We start from the raw sequence: 26633 nt of genomic DNA, 5'->3' as shown, positions 1-26633 counted from the left end.
TGGTTTATGCTACAAGCGCCAACCACGATGTTAAACGCTTTAGCAGCTCTGACTAGCTTGCATGATCGCGACGCACTCTCATTGAGCTTGTGTATTACCTTGCAAGAAATTTTTGACTTCACACAGCTCGATCTCTATCACTACCGAGCGGCGCCGCTACAAACCGACTGCGCATGGCAAATCAAACACACGATTCATCTGCAAGATGGCCAAATGTCACAATCTTGGCATTGGCATGACCATGAAATTCTTAGCAATCTGTCGCCCGAGCTTGATCCTCTGATTACCCAAGCACTGAGTTCAAGTGAAGCCAGCGTTTTATCGGCAGATGGCTACCGTGTTGTGCGTTGCCTATATTCGGCAAATCAACCCCAGCTGCTCATCGACTGCCGCAATACCACCACGTTAAGCGCTAAAGATTTACATGTGCTGCATGGCATGACGCGAATTTACGAAAATCACAGCACCCTGCTCGACTATGGCCAAACCGATTCCTTAACGGGCTTACTCAATCGCAAAACCTTAGAGCAGCAATTTTTCAAAGTGATGGCGCATCAAAAAAACCTCAACAATCTCGATCTCAGCAGCGCAGACATTGAATGTGAACGCCGCAGCCATCCTGATAACGAGGTTTATTTCCTCGCAGTCATGGATATTGATCATTTCAAACGCATCAACGATCAATTTGGGCATATTTATGGCGATGAAGTGTTACTTTTGATCGCCCAACTGATGAAGGCCAGCTTTCGCAGCGAAGATCATTTGTTTCGATTTGGCGGAGAAGAATTCGTCATCATGATCGGCCCACAATCGGAATACAGTGCATTACAAGCCGTCGAACGATTTCGCGAGCGAGTCGCGCAGTTTGATTTTCCACAAGTAGGTCAAGTCACCATCAGCATTGGTATCACGCAATTGCTTGATTTTGAAATTCTAAGCACTGTACTTGGTCGTGCAGATGAAGCCTTATATCAAGCCAAAGACCAAGGACGTAATCGCGTCGTTAGCGCCGCGATCGATGCCAGCAGCATCAAAGCACACAGCCCGAATAATGGCAGCATTGAATTATTCTAAGCAGCTACTTCGCGCGTTGGGCCAGCACTTTAGCGGCAAAGTGAACATTCGTACTCTTCACTACCCCGCGCTGCGGCAAAGCGCTACAATGCACGGTTACTTTTGCCGCCGGATAATGCCATGTACCGCTCTGCACTTGCCACTGACCAGCCAATGATCCGCATTCGCGGAGCCCGTACACATAACCTCAAAAACGTGAACTTAGACTTGCCGCGTGGCAAGCTGATTGTCATCACCGGCTTATCTGGCTCAGGTAAATCGTCTTTGGCTTTCGACACTTTGTATGCCGAAGGGCAACGCCGCTACGTTGAATCACTCTCAGCGTATGCAAGACAGTTTTTGCAATTAATGGAAAAACCCGATGTCGATTTGATTGAAGGGCTGTCGCCAGCCATTTCGATTGAGCAAAAAGCCACCAGCCACAATCCGCGTTCCACCGTGGGCACCGTGACCGAGATTCACGATTATTTACGGCTGTTATTTGCCCGCGTTGGTACGCCATTTTGCCCTGAACACCAGCAGGCGCTGCAAAGCCAAACCGTCAGCCAAATGGTGGATCATGTGTTGGCGCTGCCCGAAGACAGCAAACTAATGATTTTAGCGCCAGTGATTATGGGCAAAAAAGGCGAAAACGCCGACTTGCTCGAAGAGCTGCGCGCACAAGGTTTTGTTCGCGTTCGCATCGACGGCGAAGTGTTCGAGCTCGACGAAACGCCGAAACTGGACAAAAACAAAAAACACACCATTGACGTCGTCATTGATCGGCTGAAAGTACATGCCGACATTCAGCAACGACTTGCCGAAAGCTTTGAAACCGCCTTGCGCCACGCCGAAGGCCGCGCCATTGCGGTTGAAATGGACACAGGCAAAGAGCATTGGTTTTCGGCTAAATTTGCCTGCCCAATTTGTAGCTACAGCTTGCCAGAACTTGAACCGCGCTTGTTCTCGTTTAACAACCCAATGGGCGCTTGCCCTTCATGCGACGGTTTAGGTCACCGCACCTTTTTTGATCCCAAGCGCGTCGTGGCGCATCCTGATCTAAGCTTGGCCGCCGGCGCAGTAAAAGGCTGGGATAAACGCAATCAGTTTTATTTCCAAATGCTGATGAGCATTGCCGAACATTACGGCTTTGATATCAATACGGCGTGGAATGAATTAAGTAGCGAAGTACAAGACGCGATCTTGCAAGGCTCGGGGCGCGATGAAATCGCGTTTATGTATACCAATGAACGTGGCAATAAATTCGAGCGCGCCCATGCTTTTGAAGGGATTATTCCGAATTTAGAGCGTCGCTACAAAGAAACCGACTCAATGGCGGTGCGTGAAGAGCTCGCCAAATATCAAAACAATCAAGTTTGCCCAAGCTGCAATGGCGCGCGGTTACGCACCGAAGCGCGTCATGTACAAGTTGGGGGTATTACCCTGCATGCCATATCCAAAATGGCTTTGCGAGATACACTGCTGTTTTTTACCGGTTTACATTTAGAAGGCGCTAAAGCGCAAATTGCCGAAAAAATCGTCAAAGAAGTCAGCGAACGACTCGGCTTTTTGGTCAACGTGGGCCTCGACTACCTGTGCCTTGAACGCAGCGCCGATACATTGTCGGGCGGCGAAGCACAACGCATTCGCTTAGCCAGCCAAATTGGTTCTGGCCTTACTGGGGTGATGTATGTGCTCGATGAACCCTCCATCGGTCTGCATCAGCGCGACAACGACCGCTTGATTGGCACCTTGATTCATCTGCGCGATTTGGACAACACGGTGATTGTGGTCGAGCACGATGAAGACGCGATGCGCGCTGCCGATTGGCTGATTGATATGGGCCCGGGCGCTGGCGTACACGGTGGCGAAGTGATTGCCTACGGTAAACCGGACGACGTATTTAACAATCCAAACTCCGTCACCGGCCAATTTATGACAGGAAAACGCAAAATTGCGATGCCCGCCACTCGCCGTGTGCCTACCGAAGGCCGCTGGCTGCATATCAAAGGCGCCAGCGGGAATAACTTAAAAGAAGTCGATCTGGATTTGCCACTGGGCATGATGGTGTGCATTACTGGGGTTTCTGGCTCGGGTAAATCCACGCTAATCAACGACACTTTGTATGCCATTGCCGCCCGTGAACTCAATGGCGCTGGGCTCGAATCGTCGCCATATCACAGCGTGCATGGGCTTGAGCATTTAGACAAAGTCATTAATGTCGATCAATCGCCAATTGGCCGCACGCCACGCTCGAACCCAGCAACGTATACCGGGCTATTTACGCCGATTCGTGAGCTGTTTTCTGGCGTACCGATGAGCCGCGAACGCGGTTATGGGCCGGGGCGATTCTCGTTCAACGTTAAAGGTGGTCGCTGCGAAGCGTGCCAAGGCGATGGCGTGATTAAAGTCGAGATGCATTTCTTGCCCGATGTGTATGTACCGTGTGATGTCTGTCATAGCAAACGCTATAACCGTGAAACGCTGGAAGTCTTGTACAAAGGCAAAAACATTACTGAAGTATTGGAAATGACGGTGGAAAACGCGCTGGCCTTCTTTAGCGCCGTGCCCACCGTTGCCAGAAAGCTGCAAACATTAATGGACGTTGGCTTGGGCTATATTCGCCTCGGGCAAAGCGCCACCACGCTATCGGGCGGCGAAGCACAGCGCGTGAAATTGGCGCTAGAGCTCTCCAAACGCGATACCGGTCGCACCTTGTATATCTTGGATGAACCAACCACGGGTTTGCATTTTCATGATATCGACCTGCTGCTGACCGTAGTGCAGCGCTTGGCCGGTCATGGCAATTCAATTGTGGTGATTGAGCATAATCTGGACGTGATTAAAACCGCTGACTGGGTGATTGATTTGGGTCCTGAAGGCGGCGCAGGTGGTGGACAAATTATTGCCACCGGCACACCTGAAGAAGTCGCTAAAAACCCACATAGCCATACGGGGTATTACCTTGCACGCTCTTTAAATAAAGCGCCAGAGTAAGATACCCAATCAAAAAAAACCGCCAACATTGCATTGGCGGTTTTTTTGTCTTTCAATTGGCTGATTAGGGTTGCCCATAGTGGCTGAGTAATTTATCCAGCCATTTCGACGCACTTAAACGCTGCGGCATGGTGCCTTTATACAAGAGCATTTCGAGTTGCTCAAAGGCTTCACGGCGTTGGTTATCGGCAATCAAAACGGCAATGGCTTGCAAGGTGGCATCGTCAGAAACAAAATCTTTCGCTTCAAATTTGGCACTGCGCTGCGAAACAGCCGCTGATGCAGGCGCCGAAATGGCCTCAGCTTGATCGACCTTGGCTGCAAACACACTGAGTTGGTCATCTCGCGGATGAGCCTGCGCAGTGGACAACAAATCTAAGTCAAAATGAAAGGCATCCTGCGGCGCTGTGCTCAAGTCGCTACTTACTGGGCTAGCCGCTAAAATTGGCGCAATCATTTCTGTGCTGTGCGCCAATGAATGCGCGGCGCTGCGCGCATCTAGCGATTGATATAAAGGATTATTGGCATCGATTTGCTGCCCCATGCTTTGCACTTGCTGCCACAATGAGTCGCTAGCAAATTGCAAGCGAAACGCCACGGCGCGCTCTTGAAATGCTTCGAGCATGTTTTCTTGCGCAAAGACCTCCAAGAGCTTCATCCACAAAGCCAATGCATGCGGATGATCCAGCAATTCATCGCTAAGTAGCTGAATGGCTTGGGCCTGCATGCCATAGTCGAGTAAAAGTTGAGCTTCTTCTGCAACCGAGCTTGGCGAAACCACATCCACTGCTTCATTACGCCAATCCCGCTCGTCACGCTCGTCATACTCCGGCGCGCTGTGTGTTTCTTCCGGCGTAAAGCCGCTGGTTCGCGTGAGTGAATGCGGAAAATGACTTGGCGTTCTTTGCGTCAAAATCGACGTTGGATTGCCATGTAAAGTGGCTACGCCCAATGCAGAATACGAGGTCTCTTCAGTAACACGCTGCCGTTGCCGCCAAATCAGCACCGCGATCGCCAATGCAATTAAGCCTAAAAATAAAAACCATTGCCAAGAAAATAAAATATCTTCTTCAATCTTGCTCTTGCCTTTCTCTACAGGCGAAACCTTCGCCGCACTCACTTGATGCAGTTGCTGCTCTAATTGCTTAATTTGATCTTTAAGCTGAAGCATTTGCGCAGCTTGTTCATCGGATTCAAGCGACAATAAACGCTCTCGCAAGCGCAAGATTTCCGACGGAGATAAATTATTTTTTTGTTTTAAATCTAATGTCGGCAAAGACAGGCGTAAACGAAACTCACCATCCGCAGCAGGTACGGCGAGCGGTTCGATCGCCTCCGCAGCTCGATTGGCTGGCGTTAAACTGAGTCTGGCTTCAGTAGCGAGTGGCAGCACATGCTGTCCGCTTGTGACTTTCGTTTTTGGATTCGAATTTGTTATTGGCGCTGGCAGCTGAACTCGCCATTGATTGCCTAAACGTACTGTCGTGCCTTGTGGCAAATCAGGATTCAATTCATACAGCTGTTCAACAAAACGCGTCCGCAATTGCGCTTGATTTGGGTAATAACGGCGAGCGATATTGGCCACCGTATCCCCCTCTTCGCTTAACCACACCGAGCCTAAGCGCGGTAAATCACGCTGACTGATGGGGGGATTCATCGGTGCATTGCGTTTTTTATTTGGCGCTTGGTATTCATGCGGATCGAGTAGTACGCTGTAATCGCGTTGAAAAACCCGATTTTCTTCCCCTGGGCATTTCACTCGCACGGCAAAATTCAATATGGGCTCATGCCAAGCATCCAGCCCCTGCACCAAAAGTCGTCCACCCGCGCCATCGGGCTGAAAAACCAGCTTGGCACGGCGCAGTACATTGAGTTCTTCGCCACTATGTAAACCCACTAAACGAAAACATTGGCTATTGAGGGTTTCTTCTTCTAAAGCAGCAACAGCCACACTCGCCGAAAATTGCTCACCCAATGCCGAATACACTCGCAAATCGCCCAACATCGCCGCGCGCGCGCCCGCCGCAATCATCAACATTGCAGCGAAAACGAAAATAAATTGGGGAAGGCGCAGCAGATGATGCAATTTTCTTATCATTATTTTTTCATAGACACTTCAAACACACATCAACAAAACACCATCGCATAAACCGCAGTACGCTGAAATTAAATCGCTCAGGCCCACTCTGAGCTATCCATTCTTGTCCAGCAACAAACCCGCTTGCTATACGCTTGGCGCTTATCTTTTTGCTCAAACTCGGTCACTAATACAATTCAATACTTCAATAAAACGGCTCCTCCGAGCCGTATTGTTGATGCATTTAATCAGCAACAAAATTCCTGTATCAACTCAAACCATATCTAATAAATACCATCAGCATTAATCCATGCAATCAAGCTGTATGCTCAATAATCCTAGCGCACTACAACACAAAATGAGTTGTAGTGCATTGAGTACGCTTAACTAATGGTTAGCGATTGATTTTATACAATATCAAGATGATCTAGACCAGACAAAACGTCACGATTTTTCGATTCTGTGCCATTTAATTTGATTTGCAAGCGTAAATCATTCACCGAGTCGGCATTACGTAAGGCATCTTCATAGCTAATGCGATTGGCTTCAAATAAATCAAATAGCGACTGATCAAATGTTTGCATGCCTAATTCACGCGATTTTTTCATAATTTCTTTAATCTCGTGCACTTCACCTTTAAAGATTAACTCTGAAATCAACGGCGAATTGAGCATCACTTCAACGGCAGCAACGCGGCCTTTACCCGATAAGTGCGGTACTAAGCGTTGTGACACAAAAGCTTTTAAGTTAAGCGATAAATCCATTAATAACTGAGAACGGCGCTCTTCTGGGAAAAAGTTAATAATCCGATCCAGAGCTTGATTGGCCGAGTTGGCATGCAAGGTTGCCATGCAAAGATGCCCGGTTTCGGCAAAAGCAATCGCGTAATCCATGGTTTCACGATCACGCACTTCGCCGATCAAAATCACATCTGGCGCTTGGCGCAACGTATTTTTCAGCGCCGCCATCCAAGAATCAGTATCAACGCCCACTTCTCGCTGCGTAATAATTGAATTTTTATGCTCGTGCACGTATTCAATTGGATCTTCAATAGTAATGATATGGTCATAGGCATTTTCATTGCGATGACCAATCATTGCCGCTAACGATGTGGATTTACCTGAGCCAGTCCCACCAACAAAAATCACTAAACCGCGCTTAGTCATCGCAATATCACGCAATACTGGCGGCAAATTTAATTCATCGAGTTTAGGAATTTCCGAATTAATCGTTCGCAGCACCATGCCAACACGGCCTTGCTGCATAAACGCATTCACCCGAAAGCGCCCCATTGATCCTGGGCTAATCGCGAAATTACATTCTTTATTGGCTTCAAAGTCTTCAGCTTGGCGATCATTCATAATCGCCCGCGCTAATTCTTTGGTGTGTTGTGCGGTCAGTTGCTGATTTGAAACCGGCGTCACTCGCCCGTCGATTTTCATTGCTGGCGGAAAATCAACGGTAATAAATAAATCCGAAGCATTTTTACTGCGCATATGCCGCAATAAATCATGCATAAACTTGGCTGCTTGTTCTTTTTCCATAATCTACTGAAATTAACCCTTAAAATTATCTGGAATCGCCGCTTTACCACGCGCATCGATAATTGATACCACATTACGTTGCACTAAATTTTGCAGACACTGATCCAAGGTTTGCATGCCATATTGTGAGCCGGTTTGAATCGATGAATACATTTGCGCAATTTTATTTTCGCGGATTAAATTTCGAATCGCAGGAATCCCAATCATAATTTCATGTGCCGCAACGCGCCCTTGCCCATCTTTGGTTTTTAACAAGGTTTGCGAAATCACTGCGCGCAATGATTCAGAAAGCATAGAGCGAACCATTTCTTTTTCTGCGGCAGGGAAAACGTCAACAATCCGGTCAATGGTTTTCGCGGCCGATGTGGTATGCAAGGTGCCAAACACCAAATGCCCGGTTTCTGCGGCGGTGAGTGCCAAACGAATGGTTTCCAAATCGCGCATCTCACCGACCAAAATCACATCCGGATCTTCACGTAAGGCGCTACGCAATGCATTCGAAAACGACATTGTGTGCGGGCCGACTTCACGCTGATTAACCAGGCATTTTTTAGATTGATGTACGAACTCGATGGGGTCTTCTACCGTCAGAATATGGCCATATTCATTGTCATTAATAAAATTAACCATGGCAGCGAGGGTGGTTGATTTGCCCGAGCCAGTTGGCCCGGTGACTAGCACCAAACCACGTGGATTTTGCGCAATGTCCTGAAAGACTTTGGGACAGCCCAGTTCTTCTAATGACAGCACTTTAGAGGGAATCGTCCGAAATACCGCACCAGCGCCGCGATTTTGCACAAAGGCATTCACCCGAAAACGCGCTAAATTGGGAATTTCAAAGGAAAAGTCGCATTCTAGGGTGTCTTCGTAAATTTTTCGCTGGCCATCATTCATAATGTCGTACACCATATCGTGGACGTCTTTATGCTCCATTGCCGGTAAATTAATGCGCCGAACGTCGCCATGAACCCGAATCATCGGTGGCAAACCCGCAGAAAGGTGTAAATCGGATGCTTTATTCTTTACCGAAAAGGCTAAGAGTTCTGAGATTTCCATTTATAATTCTTCCTCTTATCCATCAAATTGGCCCAACAACAGCCCATCATTAAGCATGGGCTTGGGCTTTTGAGTTAATTTTCCCATTATGGCAACGATTTTTACTGCATTGCAAGACGTACAGGCGAGGATTGACACTGCGTGCACAGCTGTAGGGAGAAACCCCGCAGAGGTGAAGCTGTTAGCGGTAAGTAAAACCTTTCCGGCTAGCGATATCCACGCGCTCTATCAATTTGGTCAACGTGCCTTCGGTGAAAACTATGTGCAAGAGCTGGTCAATAAATGCCAAATTCTGGCCGAGTGTAAAGACATCGAATGGCATTTTATTGGCCCGTTACAGAGCAATAAAACCCGTTTAGTGGCTGAAAACGCCGCATGGGTGCACACCATTGATCGACTCAAAATTGCCGAGCGTTTGTCCGCGCAGCGACCACAGCATTTGCCACCCTTAAATATTTGTCTGCAAGTCAATGTTTCTGGTGAAGCGAGCAAATCAGGGCTCGCTGCCGATGAGGTGATCGCTTTAGCCGAACAAGTGGTCAAATTACCGCAACTATGCTTACGTGGCTTGATGTGTATCCCCGAATCAAGCCATGATTCAACCATACTGGCACAGCAATTTTCAGTTTTAGTGCAATTAAAAGCGCAACTCCAAGCGCGCGGATTGACCTTAGACACCCTATCGATGGGCATGTCGAACGATTTAGAGTCCGCCATTGCTGCGGGCTCCACTTTACTTCGCGTAGGTAGCGCCATTTTTGGCCTGCGACATTATTCATCATGAACGCCGTAAGATGCTCAGGCACACGGTTTGATCAGGACATCCAATAACCATGAAAATTACATACATTGGCGGTGGCAATATGGCCAGCGCAATGATTGGCGGCATGTTGTCACAAGGCTTTAGCAGTGATGACATCCATGTTGTTGAGCCCGATGCCAGCAAACGCGCGGAGCTTGCGCAGCAATATGGTATTAGCTGCAGCGCACCGGATGAAGCGCTGCCAGCGAGCCAAGCGATTATTTTCGCGATTAAACCGCAACAATTTCGCGCTGTGGCGCAAAACATCCTGCCACAACTGAACACAGCGTTAGTGATTTCTATTGCCGCCGGCATTCGCGCAGCCACCATCAGCCAATGGCTCGCTGGCTATCAACGCATTGTTCGCGTGATGCCCAATACTCCAGCCTTAGTTCAAGCGGGGATTTCTGGGGTGTATGCCACCGAACACGTGACCGATACCGACAAAGCCTTAACGACGCGCATTTTAGCGTCTATTGGTGAGCAAGTTTGGGTTCAAGACGAATCGCAAATGGACGGTATTACCGCGATTTCTGGCAGTGGCCCTGCCTATGTCTTTTATTTGATGGAAGCCTTGCAGGCAGCGGCTTTGGCTCAAGGCTTTGATGCCGAAATCGCAAACAAACTGGCCTACCAAACTTTTGCAGGCGCGGTAAAACTGGCGCTAGCTAGCCCTGATGACGCAGGAACTTTACAGGTCAAAGTGACTTCTAAAGGCGGAACGACTGAGCAGGCGATTCAAACTTTGCAATCGCACAATGTGCGCGCAACGTTGATTGCCGCCGCTGCCGCTGCCGCTGCGCGCTCAATCGAGCTGGGTGACGAACTCAGCCGAGATCCAGAATAATAATTAGGAGGCTCTATGCTCACCAGCGTACTCGATTTTTTAATACGCAATGTACTCGACTTCTTCATTTTATTGCTGTTGGTTCGATTTTATTTGCAAGCAGCTCAGGTTTCATTTCGGAATCCGATTGGCCAATTTACGCTCGCGTTAACCAATTGGATTGTGCTACCCATTCGCCGCTTTATTCCGCCATTTAAAGGCTATGACAGCACCAGCCTTGGTTTAGCTTGGCTATTTGCGCTCGCAATGCATGCCTTACTTTTGGCGATTAGTCCGTGGCCATTTAACTTTATGTCAGGCAATTCAATTTTAGCTTTGACGCTGATTGCGACACTTGAGCTATTCAAAATGTCGTTATATCTATTGTTTGCTGCTGTCATTGGCCAAGCCCTAATGAGCTGGCTTTCGCCCTACAACCCATTTATGGCGATTTTAACCGGCTTAACCGCGCCGTTTTTACGGCCAATCCAGAAAGTAATTCATCCGATTGGTGGGATTGATATCACACCATTTATTCTTATTTTATTCATTCAGCTCCTACTCAATGTGTTTGTCGCACAAATGGAGCCGATGATTCTTCAACAAGTCGTGGTATCTGCATAATGGCGCACAATCGCTGGTTCACTCAAAACGGAACAACCCTCACCCTACGTTTACATGTTCAAGCCAGTGGCAAAAAAACTGAATGTATTGGCTACTATGGCGATGCATTAAAAATCAGGGTGGCAACGCCCCCTGTTAGCCACAAAATGAATGTGTGCTTAGTCACTTGGCTGGCCGATCAATTTGGAGTTCGCCCACAGCAGGTGGGGCTAAATAGTGGTGAAAACTCGCAGAATAAAGTTTTCACCATCACAGGTAGCAAGGTATCGCCCGAGAAGCTAAACCCAGCTTAACTTAGCGATCAATACGTGGTGTGGTATCGACAGGATCAACTCGGCGATACTCCGCCTCAATGATGCCATCGTCCGGTCTAGGCTGGCCGATGGTCGATTTACTTTTCCAGGGTAAGAGCAAAATCAAAGCCATTGCATCACTGATTAAACCCGGAATAAGCAACAGCACCGCAGCAATAAAATAGCGCGCAATGCCTAATAAACTATTGATCCCAACTTGGCCAGTGCGAATATCGTGCATCAGCTTTAAACCCATCGCCAAGCGATGATGACGTAGCATCAAAATACCCAAGCAAAACGATGCGATAACCCAAATCAGCGTCCAAAAAGTGCCAATGGTATCGGCAAGCCAGATCAAAGACATGACTTCAAGAAAAGGATAAGCCAATAGGCATCCGAACAAAAGGTAAGGCATGACAACTCCAACTGAAATTTTAATCGTGTGGTGCAACTGCCCCGATCATGCCACTGCAACGCATTTGGCATCGGGTTTGGTTAAAGAAAAACTAGCCGCTTGTGTGAATGTTTTACCTGCAGTGGAATCTATTTACCATTGGGAGAATAGGTTAGAAAATGCCACAGAAGTTCCATTGATGATCAAAACCACTCGCGCCAACTATTGCCAACTTGAAAACTGGTTACAAACTCATCACCCTTATACAATCGCTGAAATTATCGCCACGCCGGTCACCGCAGGCTTGCCCGCCTATCTAAACTGGGTTCGTACCGCCACTGCAGAGAACATTTAAATGCAACGTTTTTTAAGCTTTATTTTTTTAATCTTTATTTCTTTTAGCTCGCAAGCTCAAACCGAGTTACTGGCCCCAGATAAAGCATTTATTCCCAGCTTAATTGCGCTTGACCCCCATACCTTTGCAGCTGACTTTACTGTGGCACCGCAATATTATCTATATCGTGATCGAATCAGCTTTTCTGCTAACGGCCACGATATCGAAACGGTATTTCCCAAAGGCGAGATGAAAGACGATCCCAGCTTTGGTCGAGTCGAGGTATATAAACACGATACCCGCATTGTGCTGAAATTCAAACAAGCCGTCGACGCAACGCTGCCCATCACCTTCAAATATCAAGGTTGTGCCGATGCGGGGATTTGCTACCCACCACAAACCCAAATTTTACAGCCTGGGAAAAATACCCAAAATAAAGCCGTGAATGATTTATTTGGCAGCAGTAGTAATAGTTCTCCATCACCAGATGAACCCGATTATTTTGCTGGCAGTTTTCTTGGCACGCTGGGCGTGTTTTTTTTGGCCGGCATTGGCCTAGCACTCACCGCCTGCATGTATCCACTCATTCCAATCGTGTCTGGCATTGTCATTGGCCATAACGCCAAACAAATTAAGCCACAACGCTGGCAAGCTTTTGCCCTTACTTTTATTTATGTACAAGGCATGGCACTGGCCTACACCGCGATTGGCATCGCCGCCGCCGCAACCGGGACATTATTGGTGGTGGTCTTGCAGCAACCCATCGTGATTGCCGCATTTGCTTTATTTTTTGTCATGATGGCTTTGGCCATGCTCGGCGTGTTTCATTTGCAATTACCCCAAGGCCCGCACAATTTTATTAATAATCTAGCCAACCGATTACCGGGTGGGCGCTGGTTATCGGTATTTGTGATGGGTTTACTCTCGGCCTTATTAGTCGGCCCCTGCATTGCCCCTCCGCTGGCTGCCGCCTTAGCTTATCTGGGTAAAACCGGTGATTTATTACTTGGTGGTGCAGCACTGTATATGATGGCGCTTGGACTTGGCTTGCCCTTATTGTTGATTGGTGCATTTGGTTCAACGATCTTACCGCGCCTTTCTGGCCGCATCATGCAAGGCATTAAAATCGCTTTTGGGATTGCACTACTGGGAATGGCGCTGTGGGTATCACGCCCATTGTGGGAAGTCTATTTACGCCCTGCTGCCCATCAACTTAACTTTGCTACAGTGACCTCATCTAGCCAGCTCGATCAAGCGCTCTTGGCGGCACGTGGCAAACCAGTCATGGTCGACTTTTATGCCGATTGGTGTGTGGCTTGTATTGAATTTGAACGCGAAACCTTAAGCGACGATGCCGTGCAGGACAAGCTCAAACAAATCGTCTTGATTCGCGTTGACGTCACTAAAAATAGTCCAGAAGATGCCGCGCTATTAGCCCGCTTTGGTTTATATGGTCCACCGGCACTGATTTTTTATTCATCGGCCGGTCAAGAATTAAAACCTCGGGTTATTGGTTTTCAAAATCCACGCGACTTTCTACAAACGCTGACCAAGATTGAGGCCCAGCAATGAAAAAATGGTTTCTAGCGCTGTTTTTATTGCATGCCAGCTGCTTTGCTGCCAACGATCTAGCGGGCACATTGCCTGATTTGACCGGCAAGCCGCAATCGCTATCGCAATGGCGCGGGAAACCAGTAGTGATTAATTATTGGGCAACATGGTGTGGCCCGTGTCGCCAAGAAATGCCAGAGCTCATCGAGCTACAAGCCAAATACGCTGGGAAAGTGCAATTTATTGGGATTGCGATTGATGATGCCGCCGCCGTCAGCGCCTTTATCAAGCCGCTCAAAGTGAATTATCCAATGTTAATCGGTGGCAACACGGCAATGGAAATGATGCGTGCACAGGGCAATCTGCATGGCGGACTGCCCTTTACGGTGATTTTCGATGCGAAGGGACAAAAAATCGCCGTCGAGTTAGGTCGGATCAAGAAAGATCGGCTTGATCGCGCTTTAAATTTATTAAGTCAATAAGGCGCTAATATCTTAGGTATATCAATCTAGCCACTAGTAAATAATGGCTAGAAGCATATACCCTAAAAGCCGCAAAATACGTCGCGCATCATCGCCACCACATCCAGTGTGCGCTGATCACCGACGCGGTAATAGACCCGATTGGCGTCTTTACGCGTTCGCAACACGCCTTTTTCGCGCATCAAAGCCAAGTGCTGTGAAATATTCGATTGCGTGGTACCAACCCGCTCAACGATATCTTGCACGCTCACTTCCTGATCGGCCAATACGCATAAAATTTTCAAGCGCAACGGGTGCGACATCGCCTTCATCGCTCGTGAAGCTTGGTCAATATGCTCATCGCCCATTAATGCAATAGAATCCATCATGTCTCTTATCTTTTTTATTAAATCTAACTTTATGTTTTCTGCTTTCCATCAGCAAAAAGACCAAACGCACACGGCATGATACCTGCTTAGGTTAGAATACTACCTACTATTGAATTTGATTCCAACCGCACTTACTTATTAATTGCGCGCCAAGCAATTCCATTCTTCTATTTAAACCTCAAGGATCGAGATATGACGCAAAAAATCACGCCTGTATTACTACTTATTTTAGATGGCTTTGGTTACCGTACAGGCGGCAATGACAATGCGATTTTACATGCTCGCAAACCGCATTTCGATCGTTTGTTTAGCCAATACCCATTTACCACAATTAACGCCTCAGAACAATTTGTGGGTTTACCAGCAGGTCAGTTTGGTAATTCAGAAGTCGGCCATTTAAATATCGGCGCCGGCCGTATCGTACAGCAAGATATTAGCCGCATCGACTGCGATGTTGCCGAAAATACACTGAAAGATAATCCGGTACTCAAAGCCGCGATGGACTCGGCCAAAGATAATCATAAAGCGCTACACATCATGGGCCTGATGTCCGATGGTGGCGTGCATTGCCATGAAGCGCACGTTTTTGCCTTGATCAAAGCCGCGCATGAATACGGCGTACAAGATATTCGCGTTCACGCCTTCCTAGATGGCCGTGATACCCCACCACGCAGCGCTGAACGTTATATCGACCGCCTGCAAGCCATTTGCGATACCAATGGTGCCAAAATCGCTGGCATCGTGGGTCGTTACTGGGCAATGGATCGCGACAATCGCTGGGAACGAGTTGAACCTGCGTACAAACTGATTGTTGACGGTGTTGGCCTTTACAGCGCACCAACCGCCATCGAAGGCTTAAAAGAAGCTTATTTACGTGATGAAAACGATGAATTCGTTTCTGCAACTGTCATTGGCGAACCAAGCCAAATGGCCGATGGTGATGCCGTTGTCTTTATGAATTTCCGTGCTGATCGTGCGCGCCAATTAACTACCGCCCTCACGGCCAAAGACTTCCAAGGTTTTGAACACCCACAACGTCAACCGCAATTTGCTTATTTCTGCACCGCAACCGATTACGGTTCGGCTTACGATTTACCTGTGGCGTATACCAAACCGAAAGTACAAAACGGCTTTGGCGAATATGTGGCAAGTTTGGGCTTAAAACAATTACGTATTGCCGAAACTGAAAAATATCCACACGTAACTTATTTCCTCTCCGGTGGCGAAGAAAAAGAATACGCTGGTGAAGATCGTATTTTGGTGCCATCGCCTAAAGTGGCCACTTACGATTTAAAACCAGAAATGTCAGCACATGAAGTGACCGAAAAACTGATCGAAGCGATCAATAGCCAACAATATGCCGCCATTATTTGTAATTACGCCAATGGCGATATGGTCGGTCATAGTGGTATTTTTGATGCGGCAGTGAAGGCGGTTGAAACCCTAGACCAATGTGTCAATAAAGTCGTTGACGCTATGTTGGCTGCAGGTGGTGAAGTCATCATCACTGCCGATCACGGCAACTGTGAAATGATGTATGACCGCGATGCCAATCAACCGCATACCCAACACACTACCGACGTAGTGCCATTTTGCTATATCGGCCGTAAAGCAAGCTTAAGTGCCGGTGGTGCATTGAAAGATATCGCACCTTCGTTACTGGCCATGATGGGGGTATCGCAACCTAACGAAATGACCGGTCAATCTTTGATTCGTTTTTTGTAAAAAGTAGCAAAAAGCCGCGTAATTCACACTGAATCACGCGGCAATTTCAGCTAAAGGTTTAGTCGTTGCAATGAATCGAGTACAGTAGCGGTTCTGATCATTCTTTACTCGAGTCGATGTTGTGTTGCGACGACTATTCTTTATCCTAACGACCGGCATGGTCGGCTTTGCTGTGGCAGCGCCCAAAGCGCCCACTACCAGCAATACCCAAGAACAACAAGCCGAGCTGCAAGAACTGCGCGGCCAAATTAAATCCCTGCAAAAAGACCTTTCTGCCAACGAATCAAACCGCAATGAAGCCGCCGATGCGCTTAAAAATGCAGAAAGCTCAATTTCAGAAGCCAATCGGGTGCTCAAAGAATTAGATAATCAGCGCCAACTCACCGCAGAAGAACTCAATAAGCTCAACCTAGACATTAGCAATACTCGCAATCACATTCGCGAGAGCCAAAAACGCCTAGGCGATTTACTCAGTAGCCGTTACAAAACCGGCAATGTGGACGCATGGCGCTTGCTGATCAACCAAAAAGACCCCAGCCAAGCCACGCGTGACTTAAGCTACTACCGCTATATTGCCAAATCACAACAAGAGCTCGCCAAACAGTTAGAAGTTCAACTTAATGAACTCAACCTGCTCGCTAATGAAATTCAAGAAAAAAACCAAGCCTTGCAAGAAATCGCTAGCGACAAACAACGCCAGCGCCAAGCCCTAGTCTCACAGCAACAAGAGAAAAAAGAGTTATACAGCCAACTCTCACAGACCATCAGCAGCCAACGCAATCAGATTCAAAAATTAGCGGCCGATGAAAAGCGTATCACTCAGTTGATTGAACGCTTAAACGCGATTATCAAACAACAAGAAATCGCCAGGGCCAAAGCCGCAGCCAAACAAGCAGCCGCGCGCAAAGCAGCACAAATCGCAGCGAAAAAAGCCGCAGAAAAAGCCAAAGCCGAACGTGCGGCACAACAAGCTAAATTAGAACAAGCGGCCAAGGCCGCAGGCAAACCGGCACCAACCCCACCACCAGAGCCTAAGACCGCGCCGGAAACCGATAATGAAGTTAATAATACCGTGCCAGATGCTAGCCAAGCGGGGCTTGCATTTGCGACACTCAAAGGCAAGATGCGTTTACCAGCCAAAGGCGAAATTATTGGCCGATTTGGCGCTCAACGCGGTGAAGGCGGAACTTGGAAAGGTTTATTTATCCGCACCAATACCGGCGAATCAGTCCATGCTGTAGCAACAGGACGCATTGTTTTTGCTGATTGGTTGCGTGGTTTTGGTAATTTAATGATCATTGATCATGGTGGCGGCTATATGAGCCTCTACGGCGCTAATGAAAGCTTGCTGAAACGTGTTGGCGATTCGGTGAAAGCTGGCGACCTCATTGCCAACGCAGGCAATAGCGGCGGAATGGCAGATTCCGGCGTATACTTTGAAATACGCCAAAACAGCCGCCCGCTTGACCCTGCGGCTTGGGTAAAATAATTATTTAGAGGCCTTTATGAGCCTTAACGATTCAAAACAGGAATAATCGGATGTCGCACAAGCCTTACAGTCGCTGGAAAAAAGTCAGCCTCCTCGCTGCAGGCGCTGGCCTCGGCGTAGCTCTTAGCCTTTCATTTAATGCTTCGGCAGATAAAGATTCCGTAAGCAATCCATTGCCGATTGATGAGCTTCGTGCATTCTCAACCGTTTTTGGCGTTATTAAACAAAGTTATGTCGAGCCAGTTGAAGATAAAAAGCTCATTAATGAAGCCATTAAAGGCATGGTTGCCGGGCTAGATCCACATTCAAGCTACCTTGATGAAGCCGCTTTTAAAGAGTTAAAAGTGAATACCCAAGGCGAATTTGGCGGTTTAGGCATTGAAGTCAATATGGAAGACGGCTTAGTGCGCGTGGTTTCGCCAATCGAAGATACACCGGCCTACCGTGCTGGTGTTAAGCCGGGCGACTTTATCGCTAAAATTGGTGATACCCAAGTGCAAGGTTTAACCCTTAACGAAGCCGTCGCCAAAATGCGCGGCAAAGTGGGCGAACCAGTCACCCTCACTTTACTCCGCAAAGGCGAAACCAAGCCTATCGTCGTAACACTGAAACGCGCGATTATTAAAGTGCAATCGGTTAAATACAAACTCGCGGAACCTGGGTATGGCTATATCCGCGTAACGCAATTCCAAGAACACACCAGCGAAAACCTCGGCCAAGCAATTGAAGCGCTTTACAAAGAAAACAAAGCGCCACTCAAAGGTATTGTGTTGGATTTACGCAATGATCCAGGTGGCTTACTCGATGGCGCAGTCGGCGTTTCAGCCGCTTTCTTACCGAAAGACGCCTTGGTCGTTTACACCGAAGGCCGTGTTGCCGACTCTAAAATTCGTTTAACCGCGAATCCACAATTTTATCAGCGCGATAGCAAAAAAGACTTTTTCAAAGATCTGCCTGCTGACGCAAAAAATGTACCGCTGGTAGTGCTCGTCAACGGTGGCTCAGCCTCGGCCTCTGAGATTGTCGCTGGCGCCTTGCAAGACCATAAACGCGCTTTAGTGGTTGGTACGCAAACTTTTGGTAAAGGCTCAGTACAGACGATTCTGCCAATTGATGCCAAGAGTGCACTCAAGCTCACTACTGCACGGTATTTCACGCCAAACGGCAGATCAATTCAGGCCAAGGGCATTACCCCTGATATTATCGTCGAAGACGCTACGCTCAACGGTAAAGAAGACTTTGGTTTACGCTTGCGTGAATCAGATCTGGGCAAGCATTTAGATAATCCAAGTGATAAAGATGCAGGCAAAACTGAAGCCACACCAGCAGTGGTGAAAACCGAGATCAAAAAGCCAGCCAAACTCAATGCCAGCGGTATTGATCCGGATGAAAACCCGCGCGAATTGGTGTCAAAATCGGACTTCCAATTGCAGCAGGCGCTCAATGTACTCAAAGTACAGCAATTAATGCTCAATAAAGACAAGCCCGGCGCGAAAAAATAATTCGCGCCCAGCAAAAAGCCACTCGATTGAGTGGCTTTTTTTCGTCAATATTGTCAATATACACAACGAATCTGGTATTCAGATGAAGTAATGCCCCGTTGTTCAGTACGGGGCATTGGGGCCTTACTCTCGTATCGGTCAACGTGTTCAAAGCGTTAACCTAGGATCATCATACCGAGCAAAAACCAACGCTTCTCTGCATTTTTGCCATAATTAGAGTGTACTAATTTACATAGCTCGTTAGCATAAACATCCAGCTATCCTGCTAAAAATCAGTGCACGATGTCACAACAAGTAAAAATGCCCCGTTGTTCAGTACGGGGCATTCGATGGTTATATCTTTTGGTAGCGTGTTCAAGGCGCATCCCATGCATTGAATAATACGCGACTCAAAACCTCAGTGCGTTGTATTTTTACCACCAAAACAAAAAGTTCTTTACTTTGATCGAATAGATCTTGAATTTATATAAACTCAGATTCATTGCTTATTTCTCACCGCCAGCACTGCGACACAAAAATACGCTGGCGCAAAAACCGCATCACACTCGTGAATCAAAATGAAATGCCGCTAACGAGCCCATCTGATACCGCTCAATATCGCGCGACGTAGCGTCATTTATACTTGTGTGAATGAAACCGACTTTAATTCTTTACGCCAGCCGCGATGGACAAGCCAAGCACATCGCGCAAACGGTGCAGCAACATTTAGCCCAGCAAGCCTTGCATTGCGAACTTGCCGACTTAAAATACCCTCCCAATATGGCCAAAAACTGGCAGGCGATTATCGTCGTCGCCTCAGTTCGCTATGGCCGGCATCATGCCGAAGTGCATCAGTTTTTTGAGCACAATACACTGCTTGCGCCATTGGCGATGATGTCGGTCAGCTTAAATGCCCGCAAAGGGGATGGCACACCGAATGGCTATTTAAAAAAACTGTTAGCGCAGCACCATCTGCAGCCGTTTACCGCAATGTCAGTTGCTGGTCGTCTGGATTATCCACGTTATGGCTGGTTAGATCGGCAAATGATGCGCCTGATCATGAAAATGACTGGCGGTCCTAGTGATGGAAAATGCTGCGTTGAATATACCAATTGGCAACACGTTTCCAAATTTGCAGGTACAGTGAGTCGCTATATTCAGCAAGAACAAAACCCGAACGCCAAACCGCTGTCGCAGTTTGGCGCTTAAGATTAACGTGGTGGTGAAGTTCGAATTTGCTTGAGCTCACCATCGAGTTTTTGCCAACGCGCATGATGCTCACGAATCAACTGCACCGCGTCTTCGATCGAATCAACCACAATCGGAATTTGCATATCAACGGCGCTGGCTAAACCGGCGTTATTGTCGACCATATGGCGTTGTGCCCAATCCACCAGCTCGTGCCACATTTCGCCAACTAAAATAATCGGCGTATCGTAGAGTTTTCGCACCTGAATCAACTGCCAAACCATCGACAATTCAAGCAAAGTGCCAATGCCACCGGGCGTCACAATAAACGCATTCGAGCGCATAATAAAATGATGTAAGCGCGAAAAAAACGTTTTATGTTCAAACACACGCCCCACAAAATCATTCACATTTTGCTCAAAATCCAAATCAATCCGAATCCCCACCGACGCCTCAGGCTTATTGGGCGCACCTTGACTGGCACCCTCATTGGCGGCTTGCATTAAGCCGGGCCCACCACCGGTTACGATATGGCAGCCCATCGCCGCCAACTGCGAAGCCAACTGCTTCACCGCCTCATACGCCGGCGTATTATCTTCAATACGTGCCGAACCAAAAATCGTCACATGATAATCTGGCGTATGCGCTGGCCGCAGGCGCGATAAATCATCAACTGCATCCCATAGTTTTAAAACCGCTGAACCAACAATATCCAGCGCCTCTTCATCGTCAATCGTGCCGATGGGTTTGTTATATTCATTAATCATGATGAGTCACTTCAGTTACGCGCCATCAGGCTACAGACGCTTTGATCTTAGATTGAAAGTCGCTCATTGCAGGCGCTAAAAACTGGGCCGCACTGCAATACCTTGCTCACATCCATTGTACAAGGTCATTAGAAATACAGCATACGCACTCTCTGTTGCAAACCGACGCACAACATATGGGCAAAGAAAAAACCAATTCCCATCATTCAACAGCTTGCCATCCAATAAGCCTTTAGAATCTACCACTCGGTGTAAATAAAAACAAAAGTAAAATTCAAAAAAGTAAATCTTGCCGTAAGTAGATCCAAGTCCTAGCCTTAAAAAAACACCATCTTGAGATCTGAATCGATGATTTTTTTTGAGTTAGTTTGGGACACGCAGCAAAATTGGACCGGACTCTTTGCCCATCACGCACAACAAGATGCTGATGCGCTCAGCGAGGCCTGCCATACCTACGAATTACACGGTTTGCCGTGCATGCTCCTCGATGATACTGCAGCACCACTCCCATCTCCATTGATGGCCTTAATCCGTGACGATCACGGCATTTCACTGCCACAAGGCGGCGGACATTTGCATTTCAAGGTGCAGCATACCGCCGACTTAAGCCATCTTAGCCAGCATGACCTCGCCTGCGGACCGTGGTTTACCGAAGCCGCTGATCCAAGCAGCACCAGCAATCCAAGCCGCCCTGTTTTACTTGAAGTACTCAGTTTGATTGTTAGCGACGCTGAAATCGCTCAGCTTGAAACTGCATTGGCAAAAGCCCCGCAACTGATGCTGAACTTGCTGCGTCTGGTGAACTCAGTGGGTATGGGCAGCGCAACGCCCGCACGCAGCATCCGCCAAGCCATTACCCTACTAGGACGTCGTCAACTGCAACGTTGGCTACAGCTACTAATTTATGCCGAACAATATGGCGATAGCGGCAAACCGGCACTATTGATTGCCGCAGCGCTGCGTGGCAAGCGCATGGCGCAATGGGCCGAACACGGCTGGCTTGGCAATATACAAGCCGATGAAGCTTTTTTATGCGGCATGCTATCGCTATTGGATCGACTGTTTGGTGAGCCCTTGCAGCAATTACTGGCCCCGCTACCACTGGATGAGCATTTACGCTCGGCGCTGATTGCTGGCGACGGGATTTTGGGCGCGGCCTTGGTTCAACTTACCGCACTAGAAGCCGGTGACACCGAGCACCCCTTGATTGCGCCGTTATTAGCCAAACAAAAAACGTGGCTCAATAGCGAAATTCAAGCCATAGCTTGGGTGCATCGCTTAGTACGTGAGTCGCTGTAACGTGTCGACACTCAATGAACTTGGCCCCAGCAGCTTGATTGTCAATGATCTGGCTGCCTCTTTAATTACCCTCGATTTACAAGGTTATATTACCGGTTGGAATAAAGGCGCTGAGCAGCTGTTTGGTTACTCTGCCGATGATGTGCTTGGCCGGCATATTTTGATACTCTATGCCGACGAAAGTGGCGATGACAGTGAGCTGCTACATGCCGTGATGATGAGTGGCCACGCGCAAATGGAGGTTCTACGCCGCAAAAAAAATGGTGCGGTATTCTGGGCCAATATTCACCTCACCCTCATTCGTAATGATGAGCAAAAACCCGTCCGCATGATCGGTTACCTCACCGACATCACCGAGCAATTGGCTGTCGAAGAAAAAAATCAACTCTATAGCCATATTCTCGAGCAAGCGCCGGATGCAATTGTCATTACCAATTTACGCTTTAGCTGTGTTGGCTGTAATGCCGCATATCACCACATTACTGAGCGAAAATTAGAGCAAACGCTGGGGCAACTCCCCAGCTTTATGCTGGCGCAACAAAGAGAATCGTCCATCTTGCAGCAAATGTACGATTTGCTGGAACGTATTGGTCATTGGGAAGGTGAACTTTGGGATGAGCGCGCCTCGGGTGAGCGCTATCCAATTCATTTGGCCATCAGCGGGGTTAAAAATAAACGCGGCGACCTGACGCATTATTTTGCTATTTTTTCCGACCTGACAGAAAAAAAACACGCCGAAGCCCAATTGCATCGCCTCGCCTATTTTGACCCACTGACCAATCTTCCCAATCGCACCATGCTCTTTACCTTGCTGGAGCAAGCGCTTAGCGAGGCGCGCCGCAACCAGCATCATGGCGCTTTATTGTGCTTTAACATTGCCCGCTTTAAAGCACTCAACGACTCTTTTGGCCATACCGCCGCCGACCAAGTGTTAATCGAAGTTGGCCAAAGAATACGCGCCAGCTTACGTGACGAAGACGTGGTTTCGCGCTTTGCCGCCGATGAGTTTTATATTGGCTTATTTGATATTCGCCACCGTGATGATGCAGCGATGGTGGCGCAAAGGGTTTTACTTCGAATTAGTCAGCCTTTTCTGCTCTCAGAAGAAGAAATACTACTCAAATCCTATATCGGCATTAGTATTTATCCCGACGATGGTCGCGACGCCGAAAAACTCATCAACCAAGCCGCTGTGGCCTTGCATCGAGGCAAGCAAGCGCAGCAAGATTTATTGTTTTACTCTCCCGAAATGAATCAACGCTCGATGGCGCGTTTAAAGCTATCGAGCGAATTGCACCACGCCTTAGAGCGCAATGAGTTAAAACTTTTTTACCAAGCGCAGTACGACACGCAAAACACCCGCATTGTGGGCGCTGAAGCTTTAATTCGTTGGCAACATCCTAGCCGTGGTTTTATTTCGCCTGCTGAATTTATACCCTTTGCCGAAGAAACTGGGTTGATCGTGCCGATTGGCGAATGGGTACTCTCCGAAGCGATTGGGCAACTAGCGCAATGGGATCAAGCCGGAATCAAACTCAATCGGTTATCAATCAATTTATCGGCGCAACAATTTAAAAGTAATTTGACGGACCTATTATTAAAAATACTCAAACAGCATCAGATTCAAGCGCAACGTATCGAGCTAGAGCTCACAGAATCCATGCTAATGAAAAATGATGAAGCCACGCTTAGCCTATTACTGAAGCTTAAAGCCGCAGGTTTTTCTTTGGCGCTCGACGACTTTGGGACGGGCTATTCTAATTTATCTTACTTACAACGATTTACCCTCGACTACCTCAAAATCGACCAAAGCTTTATTCGTGGTCTGCCCGACAACCCCGGCAGTGCCGGCATCGTCAACGCCATTTGCGGCATTGCCAGTAGTTTGAATTTACGGCTGATTGCTGAAGGGGTAGAAACCGCCAATCAATTAAGCTTTTTACAAAAAACAGCCTGTGATCAAATTCAAGGTTATCTATTAAGCCGCCCGATTCCTGCCGATGAATTTGCCGTGTTATTTACACGCAATCTTGAACATTTTCAGCCCAATCAAACACAATAACTGCCCCACTATTGGCAAGCAGCGGCGTCGCGAATCTAAAATTTAACTTGTTTTTATCGACCCTCTCCATAAGAATAAGTCGAAAGCCAAATTATGCGCTGAGCACTTATCCCCTTACTTTCATAGGAAAATATCATGGGTTTACTCGATTCTTTAGCTGGTCAATTTCTCGGTGGCAGCAATAGCGAAGGCACAATGGGCATGCTCAGCACCTTACTTGAACAACAAGGCGGCGTTGCTGGCGTGGTGGAAAAATTTCAAAATGGCGGTTTAGGTGAAATCGCACAATCGTGGGTGGCCAGTGGTCAAAACCTGCCGATCTCCAGCGAGCAAATTGAAGCCGTGCTCGGTAACGAAACCGTCGCTGGCATCGCCAGCAAACTGGGTATTGATCCAGCTACAGCTGCAGGACAAATTTCAAGCCTATTGCCGCAATTGATTGATAGCTTAACGCCAAATGGCCAAATCGAAGCTGGCAACCCCGATGTCATGGGTGCGGCAATGAATTTAATCAAAGGTAAATTATTCGGTTAATTGCCGCTGATGTTCTGATTGGGTGTTGATGCTGTGCCGCAAGCACTTAAAACCATCAACACCGAATCAAAACAGCAAAAAATACGTGGGTATATAACTCTAAGCCATACCCTAAAAGACCAGCTAATCAATACCCCCTGCAACACCCCCTGCCTGCTTTTGTCGAAACGCCCACCAATGACTACCGCTAAAATTCCACAGTAAACCCACCGCCGTGGCCAATAGTTGCGCTGGCCAATAACCCCAAAGCCAATGCCCAACCAACAGCGCCATCAAACCAGTATTGATACACCAGCCGACGCCGGTAATAGCATAAAACTTACTGATCGCTTCTCGATGCGGCTGACCATGCTGCTTAAACGTTAAAAAGTAATTTAATAAGTAATTGGCCACCGAGCCCAGCGCATAGCCAATACCCGATGCCACTGCCGCTTTGAGCGCCAATAGTTCAACGCCCAACCACAGCACCAAATATTGAATCGCCGTGCCGCAAACACCTACCGCGGCAAAGATGAAGAATTTTTTTACCGTGCGATGCATCGATTAACCCAATAAGTGCTGGTGCAACATTGTTATGTCAAAGCGTGAACGCCTAGTCAGTACATCAAGTACGACTAGGCGAGACAAGGATGCCAAAACTCAAACTTATTCTTTCGGTGGAAAGCCAATACGATCTTGCACCACGTATAAAGGACGACGTTTTATTTCGTTATAAATCCGCCCGATATACTCACCCAAAATACCGATACACAGCAATTGCACCCCGCCGATAAACAGAATCGCCACCATAATCTCAGCCCAACCGGCCACCCAATCGGTGGTGGTTAAACGCACGATCAAGGTATTGATAATCCCGATCAAAGCCAAAAATGAAGCGACTAAACCAATCGTGATCGATAGCTGCAAAGGTTTGGTCGAAAAAGACAAAATGCCGTCGGTGGCAAAACGCACCATTTTGCGCAGTGGATATTTACTTTCGCCAGCAAAACGCTCGGCGCGGCGATAAGGCAATGCCACCTGCTTAAACCCCACCCAGCTCACCATGCCGCGCACAAAACGATCGCGCTCAGGCATGGCTTTGAGCACCTCAACCACCTGTCTATCCATTAGACGAAAGTCGCCAGTATCCAGCGGAATCGGCACGTCGGAGAGTTGATTGAGCACCCGATAAAAAGCTCTGGCGGTAATCAGCTTAAACGCCGATTCGCCGGGGCGATCAACCCGCGTGCCATAGACCACATGATAACCATTACGCCATAACGCGATCATTTCACTAATGACTTCGGGTGGATCTTGCAAATCAGCGTCGATTAACACCACCGCGTCACCGCTGGCGGCATCAATGCCCGCAGTAACCGCAGTTTGATGACCAAAATTACGCGCAAAACCAATCACCCGCATTTCTGGATTTTCGGCTTGTGCCGCGAGTAATAAGGCGCGAGTCCGATCTTTACTGCCGTCATCGACAAAAATAAACTCGCAATCCATATCCACCACCATGGCGCGAAACTCGGCCAAACGCCGCAGTGTTTCGGCAATCACTTCTTCTTCGTTGTAACACGGAATGACTACAGATAAACGTTGTTGCATGTCCCCTCCTGCGCTCGGATGGCGCTCAGCCTAAGGCTATTTTTAATTTTTATTTTGCTAGGGTCTGTTGACGTTTGGTTTGCCAACCACGTTTGCG

At 47.8% G+C, this 26633-nt stretch carries 24 protein-coding genes; 16 read left to right on the top strand and 8 right to left on the bottom strand.

All coding sequences use genetic code 11. The annotated features are described in order from the left end of the window. The first annotated feature begins 6 nt into the window (after positions 1 to 6). Together HQN60_RS08650 and uvrA are read left to right on the top strand one after the other, a co-directional pair. Positions 7 to 1074, top strand: coding sequence for a GGDEF domain-containing protein (locus HQN60_RS08650; RefSeq protein WP_173533269.1), 1068 nt, complete (start codon positions 7 to 9; stop codon positions 1072 to 1074). A gap of 120 nt (positions 1075 to 1194) precedes the next feature. Further along, positions 1195 to 4050: an excinuclease ABC subunit UvrA gene (uvrA, locus tag HQN60_RS08645; RefSeq protein WP_173533268.1), complete on the top strand. Its 2856-nt coding sequence runs from the start codon at positions 1195 to 1197 to the stop codon at positions 4048 to 4050. A gap of 64 nt (positions 4051 to 4114) precedes the next feature. On the opposite strand, the gene HQN60_RS08640 is transcribed toward uvrA, so the two are convergent. The 3 genes from HQN60_RS08640 to HQN60_RS08630 form a co-directional block, all read right to left on the bottom strand. Beyond that, entirely contained in the window at positions 4115 to 6088 is a 1974-nt protein-coding gene (locus HQN60_RS08640; protein ID WP_173533267.1) for a type IV pilus assembly protein FimV, read from the bottom strand. Between the two features lie 446 nt (positions 6089 to 6534). Further along, positions 6535 to 7671 carry a PilT/PilU family type 4a pilus ATPase gene (locus HQN60_RS08635; protein WP_173533266.1) on the bottom strand — a complete coding sequence of 379 codons (1137 nt, stop codon included), beginning with the start codon at positions 7669 to 7671 and terminating at the stop codon, positions 6535 to 6537. Positions 7672 to 7683: 12 nt separating this feature from the next. Continuing rightward, entirely contained in the window at positions 7684 to 8727 is a 1044-nt protein-coding gene (locus HQN60_RS08630; protein WP_173533265.1) for a type IV pilus twitching motility protein PilT, read from the bottom strand. An 88-nt stretch (positions 8728 to 8815) separates the two neighbouring features. Between HQN60_RS08630 and HQN60_RS08625 the strand changes: the two genes are divergently transcribed. The 4 genes from HQN60_RS08625 to HQN60_RS08610 are packed head-to-tail and all read left to right on the top strand — an operon-like array spanning position 8816 to position 11272. Next, positions 8816 to 9511, top strand: coding sequence for a YggS family pyridoxal phosphate-dependent enzyme (locus HQN60_RS08625; protein WP_173533264.1), 696 nt, complete (start codon positions 8816 to 8818; stop codon positions 9509 to 9511). Positions 9512 to 9560: 49 nt separating this feature from the next. Then, positions 9561 to 10376: a pyrroline-5-carboxylate reductase gene (gene proC, locus HQN60_RS08620; protein WP_173533263.1), complete on the top strand. Its 816-nt coding sequence runs from the start codon at positions 9561 to 9563 to the stop codon at positions 10374 to 10376. A 15-nt stretch (positions 10377 to 10391) separates the two neighbouring features. Next, positions 10392 to 10979, top strand: coding sequence for a YggT family protein (locus HQN60_RS08615; protein ID WP_173533262.1), 588 nt, complete (start codon positions 10392 to 10394; stop codon positions 10977 to 10979). Beyond that, positions 10979 to 11272 carry a DUF167 domain-containing protein gene (locus tag HQN60_RS08610; protein ID WP_173533261.1) on the top strand — a complete coding sequence of 98 codons (294 nt, stop codon included), beginning with the start codon at positions 10979 to 10981 and terminating at the stop codon, positions 11270 to 11272. Before HQN60_RS08615 ends, HQN60_RS08610 begins: the two co-directional genes overlap by 1 nt. A gap of 1 nt (position 11273) precedes the next feature. On the opposite strand, the gene HQN60_RS08605 is transcribed toward HQN60_RS08610, so the two are convergent. Then, a complete protein-coding gene (locus HQN60_RS08605) occupies positions 11274 to 11687 on the bottom strand; it encodes an FxsA family protein (protein WP_173533260.1) in 414 nt (137 codons plus the stop codon). Between the two features lie 76 nt (positions 11688 to 11763). Here HQN60_RS08605 and cutA point away from each other — a divergent pair, with 76 nt between their 5' ends. The 3 genes from cutA to HQN60_RS08590 are packed head-to-tail and all read left to right on the top strand — an operon-like array spanning position 11764 to position 14033. Further along, positions 11764 to 12021, top strand: coding sequence for a divalent-cation tolerance protein CutA (gene cutA, locus HQN60_RS08600; RefSeq protein ID WP_254456601.1), 258 nt, complete (start codon positions 11764 to 11766; stop codon positions 12019 to 12021). After that, positions 12022 to 13572: a protein-disulfide reductase DsbD gene (gene dsbD / locus HQN60_RS08595; RefSeq protein ID WP_173533258.1), complete on the top strand. Its 1551-nt coding sequence runs from the start codon at positions 12022 to 12024 to the stop codon at positions 13570 to 13572. Beyond that, on the top strand, positions 13569 to 14033 hold the full coding sequence (locus tag HQN60_RS08590; RefSeq protein WP_173533257.1) for a TlpA family protein disulfide reductase: 465 nt from the start codon (positions 13569 to 13571) through the stop codon (positions 14031 to 14033). Before dsbD ends, HQN60_RS08590 begins: the two co-directional genes overlap by 4 nt. A 62-nt stretch (positions 14034 to 14095) precedes the next feature. On the opposite strand, the gene HQN60_RS08585 is transcribed toward HQN60_RS08590, so the two are convergent. Further along, positions 14096 to 14401, bottom strand: a complete 306-nt coding sequence (locus tag HQN60_RS08585) for an ArsR/SmtB family transcription factor (RefSeq protein WP_226763265.1) — start codon at positions 14399 to 14401, stop codon at positions 14096 to 14098. A gap of 192 nt (positions 14402 to 14593) precedes the next feature. Between HQN60_RS08585 and gpmI the strand changes: the two genes are divergently transcribed. The 4 genes from gpmI to hemG all read left to right on the top strand — a co-directional run bounded on the left by gpmI (position 14594) and on the right by hemG (position 20305). After that, positions 14594 to 16126, top strand: a complete 1533-nt coding sequence (gpmI, locus tag HQN60_RS08580) for a 2,3-bisphosphoglycerate-independent phosphoglycerate mutase (RefSeq protein ID WP_173533256.1) — start codon at positions 14594 to 14596, stop codon at positions 16124 to 16126. A 121-nt stretch (positions 16127 to 16247) separates the two neighbouring features. Beyond that, positions 16248 to 17615, top strand: a complete 1368-nt coding sequence (locus HQN60_RS08575; protein WP_173533255.1) for a murein hydrolase activator EnvC family protein — start codon at positions 16248 to 16250, stop codon at positions 17613 to 17615. 50 nt (positions 17616 to 17665) lie between these two features. After that, a complete protein-coding gene (locus tag HQN60_RS08570; RefSeq protein ID WP_173533254.1) occupies positions 17666 to 19117 on the top strand; it encodes a S41 family peptidase in 1452 nt (483 codons plus the stop codon). A gap of 630 nt (positions 19118 to 19747) precedes the next feature. Next, a complete protein-coding gene (gene hemG / locus HQN60_RS08565; protein ID WP_173533253.1) occupies positions 19748 to 20305 on the top strand; it encodes a menaquinone-dependent protoporphyrinogen IX dehydrogenase in 558 nt (185 codons plus the stop codon). Positions 20306 to 20307: 2 nt separating this feature from the next. Here the strand turns inward: hemG and HQN60_RS08560 are convergent, their stop codons facing one another. Beyond that, positions 20308 to 21051, bottom strand: coding sequence for an LOG family protein (locus HQN60_RS08560; RefSeq protein ID WP_173533252.1), 744 nt, complete (start codon positions 21049 to 21051; stop codon positions 20308 to 20310). A 348-nt stretch (positions 21052 to 21399) separates the two neighbouring features. On the opposite strand from HQN60_RS08560, the gene HQN60_RS08555 reads away from it, so the two are divergent. The 3 genes from HQN60_RS08555 to HQN60_RS08545 all read left to right on the top strand — a co-directional run bounded on the left by HQN60_RS08555 (position 21400) and on the right by HQN60_RS08545 (position 24946). Next, a complete protein-coding gene (locus HQN60_RS08555) occupies positions 21400 to 22350 on the top strand; it encodes an HDOD domain-containing protein (RefSeq protein ID WP_173533251.1) in 951 nt (316 codons plus the stop codon). After that, on the top strand, positions 22337 to 24412 hold the full coding sequence (locus HQN60_RS08550; RefSeq protein ID WP_173533250.1) for a putative bifunctional diguanylate cyclase/phosphodiesterase: 2076 nt from the start codon (positions 22337 to 22339) through the stop codon (positions 24410 to 24412). The genes HQN60_RS08555 and HQN60_RS08550 overlap by 14 nt, the downstream gene beginning before the upstream one ends. Positions 24413 to 24547: 135 nt before the next feature. Continuing rightward, positions 24548 to 24946: a YidB family protein gene (locus tag HQN60_RS08545; protein ID WP_173533249.1), complete on the top strand. Its 399-nt coding sequence runs from the start codon at positions 24548 to 24550 to the stop codon at positions 24944 to 24946. A gap of 123 nt (positions 24947 to 25069) precedes the next feature. On the opposite strand, the gene HQN60_RS08540 is transcribed toward HQN60_RS08545, so the two are convergent. Beyond that, complete coding sequence (locus HQN60_RS08540) at positions 25070 to 25486, bottom strand: GtrA family protein (protein ID WP_173533248.1); 417 nt, start codon at positions 25484 to 25486, stop codon at positions 25070 to 25072. A 105-nt stretch (positions 25487 to 25591) separates the two neighbouring features. Then, entirely contained in the window at positions 25592 to 26536 is a 945-nt protein-coding gene (locus HQN60_RS08535) for a glycosyltransferase family 2 protein (protein ID WP_173533247.1), read from the bottom strand. Positions 26537 to 26633: the final 97 nt, after the last annotated feature.

This window comes from Deefgea piscis (genome assembly GCF_013284055.1).
GTDB classification, from domain to species: Bacteria; Pseudomonadota; Gammaproteobacteria; order Burkholderiales; family Chitinibacteraceae; genus Deefgea; species Deefgea piscis.
Note: the sequence above shows the minus strand (reverse complement) of the source record. Positions and strands in the feature narration are given on the sequence as shown.